Source organism: Noviherbaspirillum humi (assembly GCF_900188095.1).
Classification (GTDB): Bacteria; Pseudomonadota; Gammaproteobacteria; order Burkholderiales; family Burkholderiaceae_D; genus Noviherbaspirillum; species Noviherbaspirillum humi.
In genome coordinates this window covers 214,125-228,806 of sequence record NZ_FZOT01000005.1, presented here as the reverse complement: position 1 = coordinate 228,806, position 14,682 = coordinate 214,125, and the positions used below count along the sequence as shown (strand labels likewise).

16 protein-coding genes are annotated in these 14,682 nt (G+C 59.4%); 5 read left to right on the top strand and 11 right to left on the bottom strand.

The window, feature by feature from the left end; genetic code table 11:
• The first annotated feature begins 102 nt into the window (after positions 1 to 102).
• Positions 103 to 474 (top strand): LysR family transcriptional regulator, encoded by a 372-nt coding sequence (locus CHB88_RS10925; RefSeq protein WP_176442414.1) that lies wholly within the window; start codon positions 103 to 105, stop codon positions 472 to 474.
• A 184-nt stretch (positions 475 to 658) separates the two neighbouring features.
• Here CHB88_RS10925 and CHB88_RS24400 read toward each other — a convergent pair whose 3' ends face one another.
• Together CHB88_RS24400 and CHB88_RS10920 are read right to left on the bottom strand one after the other, a co-directional pair.
• Positions 659 to 898, bottom strand: coding sequence for a hypothetical protein (locus tag CHB88_RS24400; protein ID WP_143131216.1), 240 nt, complete (start codon positions 896 to 898; stop codon positions 659 to 661).
• 114 nt (positions 899 to 1,012) lie between these two features.
• Complete coding sequence (locus tag CHB88_RS10920; protein ID WP_143131215.1) at positions 1,013 to 1,843, bottom strand: hypothetical protein; 831 nt, start codon at positions 1,841 to 1,843, stop codon at positions 1,013 to 1,015.
• Positions 1,844 to 2,319: 476 nt separating this feature from the next.
• On the opposite strand from CHB88_RS10920, the gene CHB88_RS10915 reads away from it, so the two are divergent.
• Both CHB88_RS10915 and CHB88_RS10910 read left to right on the top strand, forming a co-directional pair.
• Positions 2,320 to 2,610 carry a helix-turn-helix domain-containing protein gene (locus CHB88_RS10915; RefSeq protein WP_089399346.1) on the top strand — a complete coding sequence of 97 codons (291 nt, stop codon included), beginning with the start codon at positions 2,320 to 2,322 and terminating at the stop codon, positions 2,608 to 2,610.
• Between the two features lie 41 nt (positions 2,611 to 2,651).
• Entirely contained in the window at positions 2,652 to 3,953 is a 1,302-nt protein-coding gene (locus CHB88_RS10910) for a type II toxin-antitoxin system HipA family toxin (protein WP_245844896.1), read from the top strand.
• Between the two features lie 226 nt (positions 3,954 to 4,179).
• Here the strand turns inward: CHB88_RS10910 and CHB88_RS25860 are convergent, their stop codons facing one another.
• The 7 genes from CHB88_RS25860 to CHB88_RS10880 all read right to left on the bottom strand — a co-directional run bounded on the left by CHB88_RS25860 (position 4,180) and on the right by CHB88_RS10880 (position 12,635).
• Positions 4,180 to 5,922: a methyl-accepting chemotaxis protein gene (locus tag CHB88_RS25860; protein WP_089399344.1), complete on the bottom strand. Its 1,743-nt coding sequence runs from the start codon at positions 5,920 to 5,922 to the stop codon at positions 4,180 to 4,182.
• Between the two features lie 84 nt (positions 5,923 to 6,006).
• Positions 6,007 to 6,396, bottom strand: coding sequence for a response regulator (locus CHB88_RS10900; RefSeq protein WP_089399343.1), 390 nt, complete (start codon positions 6,394 to 6,396; stop codon positions 6,007 to 6,009).
• A 222-nt stretch (positions 6,397 to 6,618) separates the two neighbouring features.
• Positions 6,619 to 7,260 (bottom strand): response regulator, encoded by a 642-nt coding sequence (locus tag CHB88_RS10895; protein ID WP_089399342.1) that lies wholly within the window; start codon positions 7,258 to 7,260, stop codon positions 6,619 to 6,621.
• The gene (locus tag CHB88_RS10890; RefSeq protein WP_089399341.1) at positions 7,250 to 9,973 is read right to left on the bottom strand and encodes a sensor histidine kinase; all 2,724 of its coding nucleotides are present in this window, start codon (positions 9,971 to 9,973) and stop codon (positions 7,250 to 7,252) included. The genes CHB88_RS10895 and CHB88_RS10890 overlap by 11 nt, the downstream gene beginning before the upstream one ends.
• A 204-nt stretch (positions 9,974 to 10,177) precedes the next feature.
• Complete coding sequence (locus CHB88_RS24395; protein ID WP_143131214.1) at positions 10,178 to 10,468, bottom strand: hypothetical protein; 291 nt, start codon at positions 10,466 to 10,468, stop codon at positions 10,178 to 10,180.
• On the bottom strand, positions 10,465 to 11,241 hold the full coding sequence (gene eutC, locus CHB88_RS10885; protein WP_089399340.1) for an ethanolamine ammonia-lyase subunit EutC: 777 nt from the start codon (positions 11,239 to 11,241) through the stop codon (positions 10,465 to 10,467). Before eutC ends, CHB88_RS24395 begins: the two co-directional genes overlap by 4 nt.
• On the bottom strand, positions 11,238 to 12,635 hold the full coding sequence (locus CHB88_RS10880; protein WP_089399339.1) for an ethanolamine ammonia-lyase subunit EutB: 1,398 nt from the start codon (positions 12,633 to 12,635) through the stop codon (positions 11,238 to 11,240). The genes eutC and CHB88_RS10880 overlap by 4 nt, the downstream gene beginning before the upstream one ends.
• Before the next feature lie 11 nt (positions 12,636 to 12,646).
• On the opposite strand from CHB88_RS10880, the gene CHB88_RS24390 reads away from it, so the two are divergent.
• Together CHB88_RS24390 and CHB88_RS10875 are read left to right on the top strand one after the other, a co-directional pair.
• Positions 12,647 to 12,898, top strand: a complete 252-nt coding sequence (locus tag CHB88_RS24390; RefSeq protein WP_143131213.1) for a hypothetical protein — start codon at positions 12,647 to 12,649, stop codon at positions 12,896 to 12,898.
• A gap of 101 nt (positions 12,899 to 12,999) precedes the next feature.
• Positions 13,000 to 13,305 carry a helix-turn-helix domain-containing protein gene (locus tag CHB88_RS10875; RefSeq protein WP_143131212.1) on the top strand — a complete coding sequence of 102 codons (306 nt, stop codon included), beginning with the start codon at positions 13,000 to 13,002 and terminating at the stop codon, positions 13,303 to 13,305.
• Positions 13,306 to 13,432: 127 nt separating this feature from the next.
• Here the strand turns inward: CHB88_RS10875 and CHB88_RS10870 are convergent, their stop codons facing one another.
• Complete coding sequence (locus CHB88_RS10870) at positions 13,433 to 13,792, bottom strand: hypothetical protein (protein WP_089399337.1); 360 nt, start codon at positions 13,790 to 13,792, stop codon at positions 13,433 to 13,435.
• 495 nt (positions 13,793 to 14,287) lie between these two features.
• Entirely contained in the window at positions 14,288 to 14,677 is a 390-nt protein-coding gene (locus CHB88_RS25135) for a hypothetical protein (protein ID WP_176442413.1), read from the bottom strand.
• Between the last annotated feature and the right edge of the window lie 5 nt (positions 14,678 to 14,682).

Here is a 14,682-nt window from a genome sequence, read left to right as displayed (position 1 = left end):
TTGGCATTTTTCACCTAGCCTAAAAAGCAGCTTCTTTATTGGTTATAAAAAATGCACTCAATCCCTGGATCGCAAACTGGCTCGCCCCTGCCTAGACATCTCTTGCCTGCCGACATGTCGGAGACGGATAACGTACGCAGACTCAAGCTCAACCTCAAACTCTGGAAAGTGTTTCATGTCGTGGTTGCGACAGGAAGTTTCGCCAAGGCAGCGGACATACTTCACATTACTCAGCCCGCCGTAAGCTACGCCATATCGCAGCTGGAAGAATCCATCGGGATTACTTTGCTCAGAGTCGAGGGACGCAGATCCAAATTGACGGAGTCGGGGAAAATTCTTCTGGAGCGTTCGCGCGGAGTATTGAGGGAAGCACTGGAACTCGAACAGTTCGCGGCTACATTGAGAGCCAATGCGCAACCTGATCTTGCTCCATTATTGGAAACGTCGAACAAGCAGGCAATCAGTGAAATGTAAACTTACCAAGTCTGGATAATTTTTTCGAGACAGCACGCTAGATCTAGGTCTAGGTCACGAAGCAAATGAAAAGGGAGCAATATCGATCGATATTGCTCCCTTCTTTTTGGGTGTCTCCTCCGCGCCGTACGATTCAGCGGGTGGTGTACTTCTTATATGCGCTTATTTCCGCTTATTTCAATGTTCAGTCTTTGACATGCCAAGGTGCAGGCGGCACACACAGCTCCCTCAAATCCGATTGGGAGCCGCCCTGGCGATAAAACTTCGCCCAGATGTGGATGCAACGGGAAATGTCTTTCCTGTCGATCTTCGCTCCTGCTACGCTAGGGAAAGCTAATTCTGCTTCAGCTATCTGACGTGAAGTATCCAAAACTACGGGCTGTTTTGCCGATTTTTCAGAAACTACAGTCTGCACCTTTTCCATGATGTCCTCCGGGTCCGCGTAATGATTAGTCACTCGTCACGAGTAAATAGTTCAACGGATTTGCAAAATTTACTGGTTCCGAACTACACCTTTTCAAACGGCCTCGCTGTTACATCATGTTGTGAACTGCGGTTTGACTTCCAGTTTGCAGGAACCAATGCAGTTCGGTCGCCGCTTCGATTCGGCATCTTCCTGAGACGTATGTTGCGTGATGAGGTATTTTTCGCGGCTCAAGGGATCCGGATTGATGTAGATATTGAGATGTAGCTCTTCTCGGTCCGGAATGTTTTCCAGGAAACGGGGACCATTCTCGGACATGCGTCCATCAAGGGTGAAAACGCGCATGACTTGTTCGTCGCCGACGTAGGCGTGAACCTTGTAGAGCGGATGGCGGGCGCGGGTGGTAATGATCTCCACGGGTTGTTTACTGGTGATGACGCGTATCGGCTTGGCGAAATCCAGCGGCGGTTCTGCGGAGACGCTCTCGTCGACTACGGAAGCTTGCATGGCGTCGGAATCAGCCGCACCGGCGGGTGGATCCGCTTCGACCGCCTGCTTCTCAGGCATGCCGTCATCAAAACGAAGCGTCTGAAGTTCTGGTGCTTCCGTCGCCATGACGGTTTTCTCTTCATTGACAGCTTCGCGGCCATCATGCTGCGTAACCAATTCCGGTTCACGTCGTGGTAATTGGTAGCGATTCAGCGTAGCTTCGGTAATGCGACGCGTCTTTTCCTCGATTTCCGGCTCCTGTTGAGCTTGGGGTCGCCTGGCGGAACCCTGATGAGGCGGCTGATCGAAAGTCTTTTTCTCCACATTAAATGCCAGCTCGTAGTTATACAGCTGTTCGTCGGTCATGTCCGGATAAGGTGCGGGCTTGCCGCCATCCACGGTTCGATAGCGCGCTTCCCGGTCGCGCCGCCCAAAGATGCCTCCAAGAATACTCACTCATTCCTCCTGAATCCAGCCTGCGGGGCCGGCTCGTGACGAGCCTGCTGGAGATTTGGAAATGGTTAAGCGGAAATGATTCCCTCCTTCCGGCGCCACAATGTAAGCAAACGATTCGAATCAATAGTCTGCCTAATGGGGGGTTATCAAGCATGCGGCGCAGCCGCTCAGGATTTCCAAATAGGCGGGCCCCGTTCGGCTTTAAGAAACCATTTGAGCCGTGGCGCAGACTCCACTAGGGTATGCGTAAAAGGCTTACGCAAAAAGCAATGAATTGCAGTGTGTAAAGAGGCCGGCCTTTGACTCAGATGTACCCAATGTAACTTAGGACTGCAAGAAACACATTTTGGTGTATGCCTATACAAGAATAAAATACTTTTATGCTTTATTAGGCATATAATGGTTATATGCCTGCAGGGGCATGGGTAAGGTGTATTGCGTAATTACCTACTTGCGAACGACGGGAGCGTTCTGTCATGAAAACCTTCATTAAAACTTCAGGGCAACTCGGCCCGCTTCTCAAGCAACTCCGGGTTGAAAAGGGCCTGTCCCAGGCGGCGCTTGGCGCCAAGATCGGTCTATCCCAGGAACGTATTTCCCGCATCGAGGGCCGGCCCGAGTCCATCACGGTGGACCAGCTCCTGACCGTGCTGATGGCATTGGACGCTGCTTTCTCCGTGGAACCGCGTCATTCCCTGCAAGGACAAGCCGTGGCTTCGGTCTCGGCTAGCGCAACTCTGGGCATTGGCGATAAAGAAAACTGGTAATGGCCGGACGCCCCTCAAAGACCCGGCGCCTGGACGTCTGGATGAATGCACAACTTGTCGGGCAGTGGAGCCTCGCGCCAACCGGCGTTCAGCAGTTTGCTTATGACGCATCCTGGCAAGGCAGTCCCGCGGCCCGTCCATTGTCGCTGTCCCTGCCGCTGAATCTCGGCACTAAAACAGTAAGCGGACCCGCTGTAGCCAGTTATTTTGACAATCTGCTGCCGGACAGCCCGGCCATCCGTAATCGGATAGCCAGCCGCCACGGGGCCGACTCCCCCGCAGCGTTTGACCTTCTTGAAAAGATTGGCCGTGACTGTGTTGGTGCCGTGCAGCTGCTGCCGGCCGGTAGCGCAGTGCCTGATGTTCGGCACATCACCAGCCGTCCATTGACGGCATTAGAAATTGAGGCGCAGCTGGATGCAGTTGTCGCCGGCGTAGGCTTCGGTGTGCCGGCAGAAGACGAGCTGCGCATCTCACTCGCTGGCGCACAGGAAAAAACGGCTTTTCTGTATCACAACGGTAGCTGGCACTTGCCGCAAGGCGCTACGCCAACGACGCATATTTTCAAGCTGCCGATGGGCGAGGTTGGCCAGGTTCGAGCCGACTTCTCCACCTCGGTCGAGAACGAGTGGCTATGCGCAAAAATCATGCAGTCCTACGGACTACCTGCTGCCCATTGTGACATCGGGCAGTTCGGCCGGCACAAGGTACTCATCGTCGAGCGTTTTGACCGCCGGTGGATGGCCTCGGGATGGATTGCCCGGCTCCCTCAGGAGGATTTCTGCCAGGTCTTTGGAAAGAGTTATTCCCAAAAGTATGAAGAAAAGGGCGGACCGGGGATAGATGAAATACTAGATAGATTGCGCGGCAGCGAGAACGCTGAACAAGACCGGAACCGGTTCTTGACTGCCCATCTGCTATTTTGGATGCTGGCGGCACCGGACGGGCACGCAAAAAACTTCAGTATTCGCTTGCTGGCTGGAAGTGCATTCGAGCTGACGCCGTTCTATGACGTCATGTCCGCTTGGCCCGTCATTGGCCAAGGGCCGCGCCATTTCCCGTGGCAGAAAATCAAGCTGGCGATGGCTGTGCGCTCGAAAAATGCGCATTACCGGATGCAGGATATTCGGCGTCGGCACTGGAATGCCGTCGCTAAGCGCAACGCGCTGGGCGAGGATTTCGAGACTGTGATTGAATCTATTCTGGAAAAAACACCTGCAGTCGTGGAAGCTGTCAACGCGGCGCTTCCCCAAGGCTTTCCGGCGAACGTCGCCGAGCCGATTTTTGAGGGACTGGTCCTTCAGGCCAAGCGTTTAGCCGATGCTGCACCGGCAGGCGGCTGACCTGCGGCCCGGCCCTCCGCTCTTGCCAGGCTTTTGGAAAGACTGCTTTTTACCCTTTTAAGGGGTGTGGGCCACCTGCTTAATACCACCCTGCCTAATGAAAAAAGCCCGGTCACTCGACCGGGCTGGAAGTCCGCAGGAATTGGCCACTGCGGCGGAGACAACTTGTGTCGGCTGCACACCCGAAATAATCACCGTCTGTGCATGGCCTGCCATCCGAAGCGCTTCAAAATTCCGCCCAGTCTCCACCGGTCACCCCAGCGGCGGCCAGGCCCTGCGGCACCGCTGGAATGATGCGGGGAGCGGCCTGCTTCTTCGGCAGGACCTTGATGCCGGACCGCGGTCGCTGCGCCGGCGCCTGCAGCGCCATGGCTGCGGAAGGCTCGGCAGATAACGCGCTGCCGTGCAGGCGGAAAACACCGACTGCCTCGGAAAGTTTCTGTACCTGGGACTGCATCGCTTCCGCCGCCGAAGCGGCTTCTTCCACCAGCCCTGCATTCTGCTGCGTCACGTGATCCATCTGGCTGATCGCCTGATTGATCTGGTCGATGCCAGCGGTCTGCTCCTGGCTGGCGGCGGTAATTTCTTCCATGATGTCCGTTACCCGGTGCACGCTGTCGACGATCTCCTTCATCGTCAGGCCGGCTTGATCCACGAGTTTTGCGCCGGTCTCGACTTTCTCGACGGAATCATCGATCAGATGCTTGATTTCCTTCGCCGCCGCGCCGGAACGCTGGGCCAGGTTCCGGACTTCCGACGCCACCACGGCGAAGCCCCTGCCCTGCTCGCCGGCACGAGCGGCTTCCACCGCGGCGTTGAGCGCCAGGATATTCGTCTGGAAGGCGATGCCGTCGATCACGCCGATGATGTCGACGATCTTCCTGGACGAGTCGTTGATCGCGCCCATGGTTTGCACCACTTCCGCCACGACTGCGCCGCCCCGGCCGGCAACCTCGGAAGCAGTTTCGGCGAGCTTGTTGGCTTGGCGCGCATTGTCGGCATTCTGTTTCACCGTGGAGGTCAGCTCCTCCATCGAAGAAGCGGTTTCCTCAAGAGAACTCGCCTGTTCCTCCGTGCGGGAAGACAGGTCCATGTTGCCGGCGGCGATCTGGGAAGAAGCCGTGGCGATGGTATCGGTGCCGGTCCGGACTTCGCCAACGATGACGGCCAGATTGTCGCGCATGGTCTTGATGGCGTGGATCAAGCTGTTCTGCCGGGCGTTGGCGGCGTCGATCTGCACGGTCAGGTCGCCGCTGGCAATCTTGCCCGCGACCTCTGCAACGTATTGCGGCTCGGCGCCAAGCTGGTTGACCAAGCTGCGCGTGATGGCCACTGCCGCGATGACCGCGAGCAGCAAGGCCAGCGCGGCGGTGCCGATGATCAGGTTGCGAGCGGAAGCGTACTCCCGCTCCGCGTCGGCCGCGGCCGTCTCGTTCAGCTTGTCTTCGAACTCGACCAGTTCGGAGAGCAGGCCGGTCCACTTGAACTGTACCGGGCGAAGGTCCCGGATCATGATGCGGATGGCTTCGTCGTTTTTGTTGGCAAGGCCGAGCTGCGCCACACGATCGATGATCGGAAGCGCCGCATTCTCGAATTCTTTCAGCTTCACCATCATCGCCTTTTCATCCGCCGTGGTGCTGGGCAGCGTGGCGAACAGATGGTTCAGCTTTCCTTCCGCTTCTTCGTATTTCTTGCCCTGAACCTTGATTCGTTCCGCTTCCGGCTGCATCTCCGCTGCATCGGTCAACAGAATCAGGTTGCGGATGGCGATCATGCGGTCGGTAACTGTCATGCGCATGTTGGTGGCGAGCCGGGCCTGCACATTGTTTTCCCGGGTGATGGCTTCGAGGTTCTTTTCGATGCTGGCCATGCTCTTGATGCCCATGCCGCCCAGCAGCAGCAGCAAACCGACCAGCATCCCGAAACCGATGGCAAGCCGGGTACTGACCTTGAGAGTTGCGATGTTCATAGTGTGCCTCCTTTGATTCTTGATTTGAGCCCCCGGCTGTCCGGCGGCAGGTCGTTGTCTGCTGGCGGGGTTGATCCCCTCCCGTCAGCAAATGTCTTCAACATCGGTTTCGGGAAACGCCAGGCGTGCAAGCTTCTTGCGCAGGGAACGGATCTCGAAGCTCTTGTCGTAGAAGCGGTAGGCGCCCGCGGCGAGGTAGCTGGTGCGTATCGCCTCTTCCGGCGAGTTGCTCACCACGATGACCTTCACATCGCTATGCTCATTGCGGACGACGTTCATCACATCCATGCCGCTGCCTTGTTCGAGCTGGATGTCCAGCAAGACCACGTCGGGCGGATTGACGCGCAAGGCTGAGATCGCGGCGGGCGCGGCGACATATTCCCCGGATAGCGCGATGCCGCCGATATCGAGCAACAGGTTGCGCAGGATCGCCCGAACGAAGTCGGAATCCTCGACGATCATCACATTGAGCATGGGGAAACAGGTGGATTCGACATGCTGCCAGTATCGCGGGATCGATACGGGGCGCCTATCGGGGATCGTCGGGATTTTCTGTAGCGGAAAAATCGACACGGCGCTGTAGTGGTTCCACGACAGCGGGCGAGATCAGCGGCTGGGCACGCCGCCAGGTGGAAGCCGCCCCGCGCTTCGGAGCGGCTGTATGTGAAGAGATTAAGGGAACCGCGAACGAGGCGGCTAGCCCAGCAGTCCGTGTTCGAAGGCGTAACGCGTCAGCTCGGCATTGCTCTTCATCCCCATCTTTTCGAGGATGCGGGCGCGGTAGGTGGTGACGGTGCTCGGGCTCAGATGCAGCCGTTCCGCGATGGCGACCAGGCTTTCGCCGGCGGCGATCATCTTCATCACATCAAGTTCACGATCAGACAGGCCTTCGTGGGAGGACAGATTTCCCCCGCCCAGCATGCTAGCCATCTTTTCCACCATGGCCGGGCTGACGTACTTGCCGCCGCCGGCAGCCTTGCGCACCGCCGACACCACTTCGGCGGAACTGCTGTTCTTCGTGAGATAACCGGCGGCGCCATGCTTGAAGGCACGAATCGCGTACACATCCTCGCCATACATGCTCATGATGACGACTGCCATCTTCGGATTCTGCTCACGCATCAGCTTCAGCAGCTCGAGCCCGCTCTTGTCCGGCAGGCTGATATCCACCAGCGCCACATCGAAGGCTTCGCGCTTCATCTGCGCCAACGCATCCCTTACCGTTTCGGCCTCGCCCGTTACTTCCAGGTCGGGGGCCGCGCCCAGCATCAGGCGCATGCCGTTGCGCGCGACAGTATGATCGTCCACCAGCAATACACGAATTTTTTCAACTGACATCGACAACCTCAATCGGCATTCGCAGCGTTACTACGGTTCCCTGGCCGGCTACGCCGGCAATCGATAATTCACCACCAAGATAGCGGGCTCTCTCATGCATCCCAACGATACCCCATGACCGGCTGTTGAGATAACTGCCCGGCTCGACGCCGCGGCCATTATCCTCCAATTCGATCAGCACCGAATCCTCCTCGCGCACGGCGCGTATGGTGACGGCGCTGGCTTGCGCATGGCGGACCACGTTGGTCAGGCTTTCCTGGATGATGCGAAACACCGCAGTGCTTCTCTCCGCATCCAGGCTGGTCGCTTCCGCGAGGGCGTCGATGTCCATGCTGCATGCCAAGCCGCTGCGCTTGCGTACCTGGTCGACATGCCACTCCAGCGCCGGCCACAGGCCGAGGTGGTCGAGCACGCTCGGCCGCAGATCGGTGATCACCCGCCGCACGGTGTCGATGGCGCTGTCCGCCAGGTTTGCGGTCTGCTGCAAGTGCTCGCCGCCAACCGCGCCGCCGTTCTCGATGGCATCGATGGCGTAGGACAGGTAGGACTTGATGCCGGTAAGCAGTCCGCCGAGCTCGTCATGGATTTCGCGCGCGATACGCTTGCGCTCCTCTTCCTTCAGCCGGCTCTGATAGGCGGCGATGCCTCTCAGCTGCTCTTCCGACTCGCGCAAGGTCTGCTCCACCTGCCCGCGCTGGACGATTTCCTGGGTCAGCAGCTGGTTGGCCGCCTTCAGTTCGGCAGTTCGCTGCTCAACCCTTTGCTCGAGATCGACATTCGCCTGACGCAGGGCTTCCCGGGTGCGCAGCCTTTCGGTGATGTCGCGCACGATGGCGACCAGGAGAGCGGCGCCATCATTCTGCGAGGCAGTGACGGTCAATTCCATGGCAAAGGCGGCGCCGTCGCGGCGCAAGCCGAACATTTCGACGTTGCGCCGGCCGATCACCTTTCCTTGACCGTTGCGCACATGGCGCCGGATCTCGATGCGGGACAAGCGGCGGGCATGCTCCGGCAAAAGTCGGTCGATGGGCATGCCGATCGCCTCCGCCGAGGCGTAACCGAAGATGCTTGCGGCGGCATGGTTGAAGGATTCGATTCTTCCGTCATGGCCGAAGGTGATGATGCCCTCGCCGACGTTGTCGACCACGCTGCGAATGCGCATTTCCTTGTCCCTTGCCTGGCGCTCCGACTGCAGCAGGCGCGCGGCCAGCGGCTTCAGGCTGGCGCGCAGCAGGCATGCCCCGACCAGGACGATCGCCAGCAGCAGCGGGAAAGTCTGCTCGAGCTGCGCCCGGATCGGCTGGTAAAGCTCGTCGGCATCCTGCTTGACCACCATGCCGAGCTTCATTCCCGGAAAGGTTCCGTATGCGGAAATGACTTCGTGCCCGCGATAGTCCTGGCCGCGGTAGATGCCGGCCCTTCCATCCAGCGCCAGTGTCATGGCGAGCGGATTACCGCTGTGGTCGACCTGGCTGGTGATGTAAGGCCTGGGGTTTCGTGCCTGCGGAAAGCAGATATTCTGGCCCGAGCCGCGGGTGCACAGACCCATCTCCCCGGTCGCGCCGCTGGGCGGGGAAAGCAATTCACGGGTGATGACGGGAAGTCTTTGCTGCACCAGCAGTGCCGCAATCGTTCGGCCTTCGGCCGTCACCGCCACGCGGCTCTGGAGGTACATGCTGTCTTCATGCCATTGAAGTCGGGCTGGCATGGCGGGGCTGAGGTCGGCATCGACCTGCCCGTCGTCATGGAAGCTGCCCGCTCGGGCCAGCACGTTCCCGTTCAAATCCATCAGAGAAATGCCAGTGATGGACGTGCTGAGGCTCGCTTCGGCGGCCATGCGCCAGCCTTCGCGGGCCGCGGCATCGGTAGGAGCGGCAGCCAGCGCGGAAGCGGCGTCGACTGTCACGTGGCGGACCGCGATCGAAAGCGCATCGGCATGGCGCTGCTCCAGGAAATGGCGGAACAGGTTGATGCGACGGTTCAGTGCTCCCTGCAGGGTCTCGCTCAGCGTGGCTTCCAGGGTCCGATACTGGGTGCTGGAAATCGCAATGCCGGCGGTCAGGGCGACCAGCATCAACACTGCGCCGCCGATGAGGCTGACCTTTTCATCTTCTTCCAGCCGGCTCCTGGACCAGAAGGCATCGGCCCGACGCCAGGCCTGCCAGATCGAGATGCTGGCGGCGATCAGCGCAGCGGCGCTGAGCAGCGGCATGTCGGGTCCCTGAAAGCGGGGATAAAAATGATCGAGGTCGAGCGGAATGCCGGCCAGGCCGATCAGCCCCGCGACGAAGATGAAGAAGGCCCACAGGGGAATCAGCGATCCGGCCAGCTTGCGGCGGGCGGAGGGCAGCAGGATCAGCGCAAAGCCGGCAGCAATGAAAGCGAGACTGGGTGTGGCAGCGTACGCGTCGTGGGCGCTGCGCCCAAGGAAGAGAAAGGCCTCTAGCCAGGCCATACCGGCAGGGGACAGCATGCCATCAGGCGCGCCACGCACAACCAGGGAGGCGGTGCCGATACCCACCAAAGCGCAGCCGGCCGCCACTTGCAGTGCCTGGTGCCCCCATCTGCCGGAGCCGAACGGCATCAGCGCCAGTCCGAGCAGCAGGAAAGCCAAGGCATTCGGCAGACCCATGCCAAGCACTGCCGGAAAGACGCGCAGCATGAAGGCGTTCGGCATGAGCCACCCGGACAGCACCAGCATGCTCAAGAGCATGAGGAACAGGGAGCAGCAAGTCTGCAGGAATAGGCTTCGCTTCACGGCGTAGAACGGATAATTTCCCTAAGTCTACACCGACTTGCTTTGATTTAACTTGGGTAGCTTTGATTTAACTTGGGTAAAACAGGGCGTTATCCCCCTATTTCCTCTCTACTTTGCGGGTTTAGCGCTTGGAATTGGCAGATTCCTACCAGGTGCCGGCTAATGCGGAACGACGAAGATGCCAAGCAAGGCGGCAAGAACGAGAACAACCAGAAATGCGACCACCACCGTATCTGCGCGCTGCATGGTGTTTCCTCTTGATGATCTGCCAATATTATCGGCCACTGAAAATGGGATGCCGGGCCGGCTGCCTGATGAAGACATGCGCCCCTCGGGCAATGCGCCGGGGCGGAAGCTGCGGCTCATGAAATCTACTTTAATGAAGCCATAGGCTGCCGGTTTGATCTCGCTGAAACTTTGTTGGCCTCCGCTTCCAACCACGGTGCTCATGGTTCCGCCTCAATGCTGCCGCCGGCGCTCATGCCGCTTTCGTCCGCCAGACCAACGCCGGTGAGTCCAAGGCGAAGCGCCGCCGTCACCAGGAAACCGAGCGTACGCGCTGCGTCCGTATACGCCAGGCCTTCCGGCCGGATGTTCGAAACGCAATTGCGTTCGCTGTCGCGCCGGCCGATCCGAGGCTGGAAGGTGAGGTAGACGCCCAGGCTGTCCGGCGAGGAAAGGCCGGGGCGTTCACCGATGAACACGGCAATCAGCTGGGCAGCGAGCAGTTCGCCGACCTCGTCCCCGAGCGCTACCCTGCCCTGTTCCGCGACCACCACCGGCAGCGGATTCCACTCGTCGCCAAGCTGCTGGCGCAGCAGCATCAGCAGCGGCAGCGCATGCCGTTGCACGGCTTGTGCGGAAAGACCGTCCGCCAGCACGATCGCCAGCCGCGCATGCGATGGCAGCGCCTGGAGAAGCGGCACGCAATCGGCATCGAGGCGCCGGCCGAGATCCGGGCGCATCAGATAAGCGGCTCTGTCCCTTGCCCGGCTGCGCACCCGAACAGCCGGAAAGCCGAGCGCTTGCAATTTCGGCATCAGATCGTCGACATCCAGCGCCTCATGCACTGCGTCGCGCGCTTGCGCATGCGCCATGCCGAATGCGAGCACTTCCCGTGTCGGCAGACTGGCGCCGGCACGGCCCAGGCCGATGCGCGCAGGCGTGCGCAGCCGCAGCGCGCGCCAAGGATCGCCAGTGACGGGCGCGCGCGGCTTGCTCATGGCGCGCCTCCCGCCAGCAGCGGCACCTCATGCAGCAGCCTGTGGTCAACAGGGATCTCGCGCAGGCTGCCCGTCGCATCGGTCATCCCCATGCGCTGCAGCCAATCTTCGAATTCCGGCGCCCGTTTCAGGCCGAGCAGACGGCGCAGGTAGAGCGCATCGTGGAAAGAGGTGCTTTGGTAGTTCAACATGACATCGTCCGCACCGGGCACGCCCATGATGAAGTTGATGCCGGCCGTGCCGAGCAGGGTCAGCAGGTTGTCCATGTCATCCTGGTCGGCTTCGGCGTGATTGGTGTAGCAGATGTCGCAGCCCATGGGCAATCCCATCAGCTTGCCGCAGAAATGATCTTCCAGGCCGGCGCGGATGATCTGCTTTCCGTCGTAGAGATATTCCGGCCCGATGAAGCCGACCACGGTGTTCACCAGCAGCGGATCGAAGGCCCGCGCCACCGCGTACGCGCGCGCTTCGCAGGTTTGCTGGTCCATGCCATGATGCGCACCGGCCGATAGCGCGCTCCCCTGGCCGGTCTCGAAGTACATCAGATTGTTTCCAACGGTGCCGCGCCCAAGCGATGCAGCGGCGTCGCGGGCTTCGCGCAATAGCGCAAGGTCGATGCCGAAGCCGGCGTTCGCCTGCTGTGTGCCGGCAATCGACTGGAACACCAGGTCGACAGGCGCGCCGAGCTGGATGGCTTCGATCTGGCGTGTCACATGCGTCAGCACGCAGCTCTGCATCGGAATCTCGAAGCGACGGCGCAGTTCGTCCATCATCTGCCAGAGGGGAAGCATTTTCGCCAGTGAATCGCTGGCGGGATTGATGCCGATGACGGCGTCGCCCGCCCCGTACAGCAAGCCGTCGAGCATGCTCGCGGCGATGCCCACAAGGTCATCGCTGGGATGGTTCGGCTGCAGCCGCACTGCCAGCCGCCCAGGCAGGCCGAGCGTCGTGCGAAACCGGGTAACGACCGAGCATTTGCTCGCCACCAGGATCAGGTCCTGATTGCGCATCAGCTTGCTCACCGCTGCCGCCATCTCGGGCGTGATGCCCTGGGCGAGGCGAGCCAGCGTCGCCGTATCCGTGCCGTCAAGCAGCAGCCAATCGCGGAAATCGCCAACGGTCAGGCCGCGGACCTCGGAAAAGGCGGCTTCATCATGCGTATCGATGATGAGGCGGCTGACTTCATCCTCTTCGTAAGGCACTGGCAGGTCCTGAAGGAAGGCTTCCAGCGGCACCTCCGCCAGAGCCAGCCTTGCCGCCATTCTTTCTTCGGCGCTGGTCGCTGCCACACCCGCCAGGAAATCACCGGAGCGAGGCGGACTCGCCTTGGCAAGCAAGGTCTTCAGGTCATCAAAGCGATACGCGCAGGACCGTACCACGGTGCGATAGCTCATGGCGGCATCCCGTGACGGGAACGGAAGTCGATGCAGCCACTATCGAGCATAACGTCGGCTGCAGTGGTGAGGGAACGCAAACTGGTGAATGCGGCGATGCCGCGTGGGCCGCAGGCCTTGAGGCCGAACGGTTGAATCAAGCAGCGGCGCTTTTGGAAGCGGGCGCGTCTGCCGATCCAGTTAGGCCGTTTCCGACGTTGGCTGGCGAGGCATTGAAGGCACGCGACGTGAAGGACGCCGGAGATTTTCAGCCCCTGAATTGAGTGTTGATCAAGGCTTGCGCAGTTTCAAATAGTTTCACAAATTTACTGCATGTAAAGTTGCCATGTGGCAATATAAAATGACATTCTTGAACGAGGGTTACATGCAAGCCACGACACATACTTATAATCCCGCTCCCCTGCTGGACATGCTGCGCTCGACGCTGAACGCGCCAAATGACGCCGTGCTGGCACGCATGCTCGGGCTGTCGCCCGCTGCAATCAGCAAGATACGCAACCAGCATGTGCCGGTCAGCTCCGCCGTGCTTCTTCAGGTGCATGAAATCACCGGCATCAGCATTCGCGAACTTCGCAACCTGATCGGCGATACATCGACCAATCTCTGGGAAAGCCAGCGCGCCTGGATCCGTCCGGCAGGCAGGACGGTAGGCAGCTTGGCGACCCGCTGAGTATTGCTAGCAGAAACGGGTAATGAAAAAAGGCTGGCCGCCATCGGCGCCAGCCTTTTTCTTTTTCATCGTTTTCAGCGGTTCAGGTCTTGGCCACCGGTGCCGCCACACCCGCCGCATTTACGCTTCAATTCAGGACGGCGTGGGTTCCGGCATGAGCTCCCGGCTTGACCGTATTGGATTTCGCCGGCGTTTTGCCGAACAAGGCCTCGGCCACGCATTCGGCAAGGGAGTTTTCTCCCTTTTTCTTCAGCGCTTCGTAAACCTGGACGAAAGCCTTGTCCACTTTCTCAGGATTATGAATTGCCAAGCCATGCGCCATCGCATCCAGGGCTGCATCATCACCGCACACGCCACGCAGGCGGGTATGGCGGTCACAGGCATAAGTGTCCCGGTCGATGACGAGCACGTCGACATCGGGATCGTTCTTGATGACTTCCGAGACGCTGTGATTTTCAATAATGACAACAACCCGACTCTTCTGCATTTTGGTCTCCAAGGTATTGGTATAGGTGACAAACGCACGAAGTAGTCAGACGGATTACATGAAAGACGCGTGCTTACAAATTGTTTCAGCCCGCACAGGTTGACAATTCGCCAACGAAAGATGCGCTTGGGCCTCGGTTGCTGGTGGAAGGTGGGAATGTAAATTCCGGATGCCGTGCGTCTGAGCCCTAGTCATTTCCCAGATGTTGGCGCATCCGCTTTGCGTCCACGCCACATCCAAGCAAAGGGGGGACGCTCAAGGCCTTTGCTTGCGTAGCTTGTCATCAGGCAGATTTTCGCAGGCAAGGCAACCATGCCTGCAAATGCTTCCCTATTGAAACCGGATGCCGATGCCGCAAAACGCGGGATTGAGCACCTGCGGCAATGCCGATTCGAGTCGGCATGGAACAGGAAGTTGACAGCACCGACGCAATCGCCGATCGAACGCTGCATCGCTTTGCATCTTGACCGCCTGCATCGTCGCCATCTTTCCAGACTAGGAACATTGGTCGAGGCGCACGGCCTCGATAACTCGAAATTGATATGGGCTTCGAGCAGGGGTAAAGCGCCGAATGCCGTATGAAGACAATCCTGGCAAGGCATTCGTCAGGCTGGGTGAAGATGACGGTGCCGGCTCCGATGAGTCCGGCACCTGAAGCAGCTTTTCATCGCCCGAAATCGCCGCTTGAGCCAAGCGGTGATCGGGCGCGTCAATACGACATCGCCGATTTTTGCCGGTGCGGCAAATGAGTGGAGTGAAGTCGAGTGGAGCGAAGTCGCTGCGAGGCATGTCGATACCGGTTTCTCCATCGATGGAAAAACCTGAGCGACTCCCCTCTTCCGCACTTTCGACAATGGAAATAAAAAAGCGACCCGTAGGTCGCAATTTTT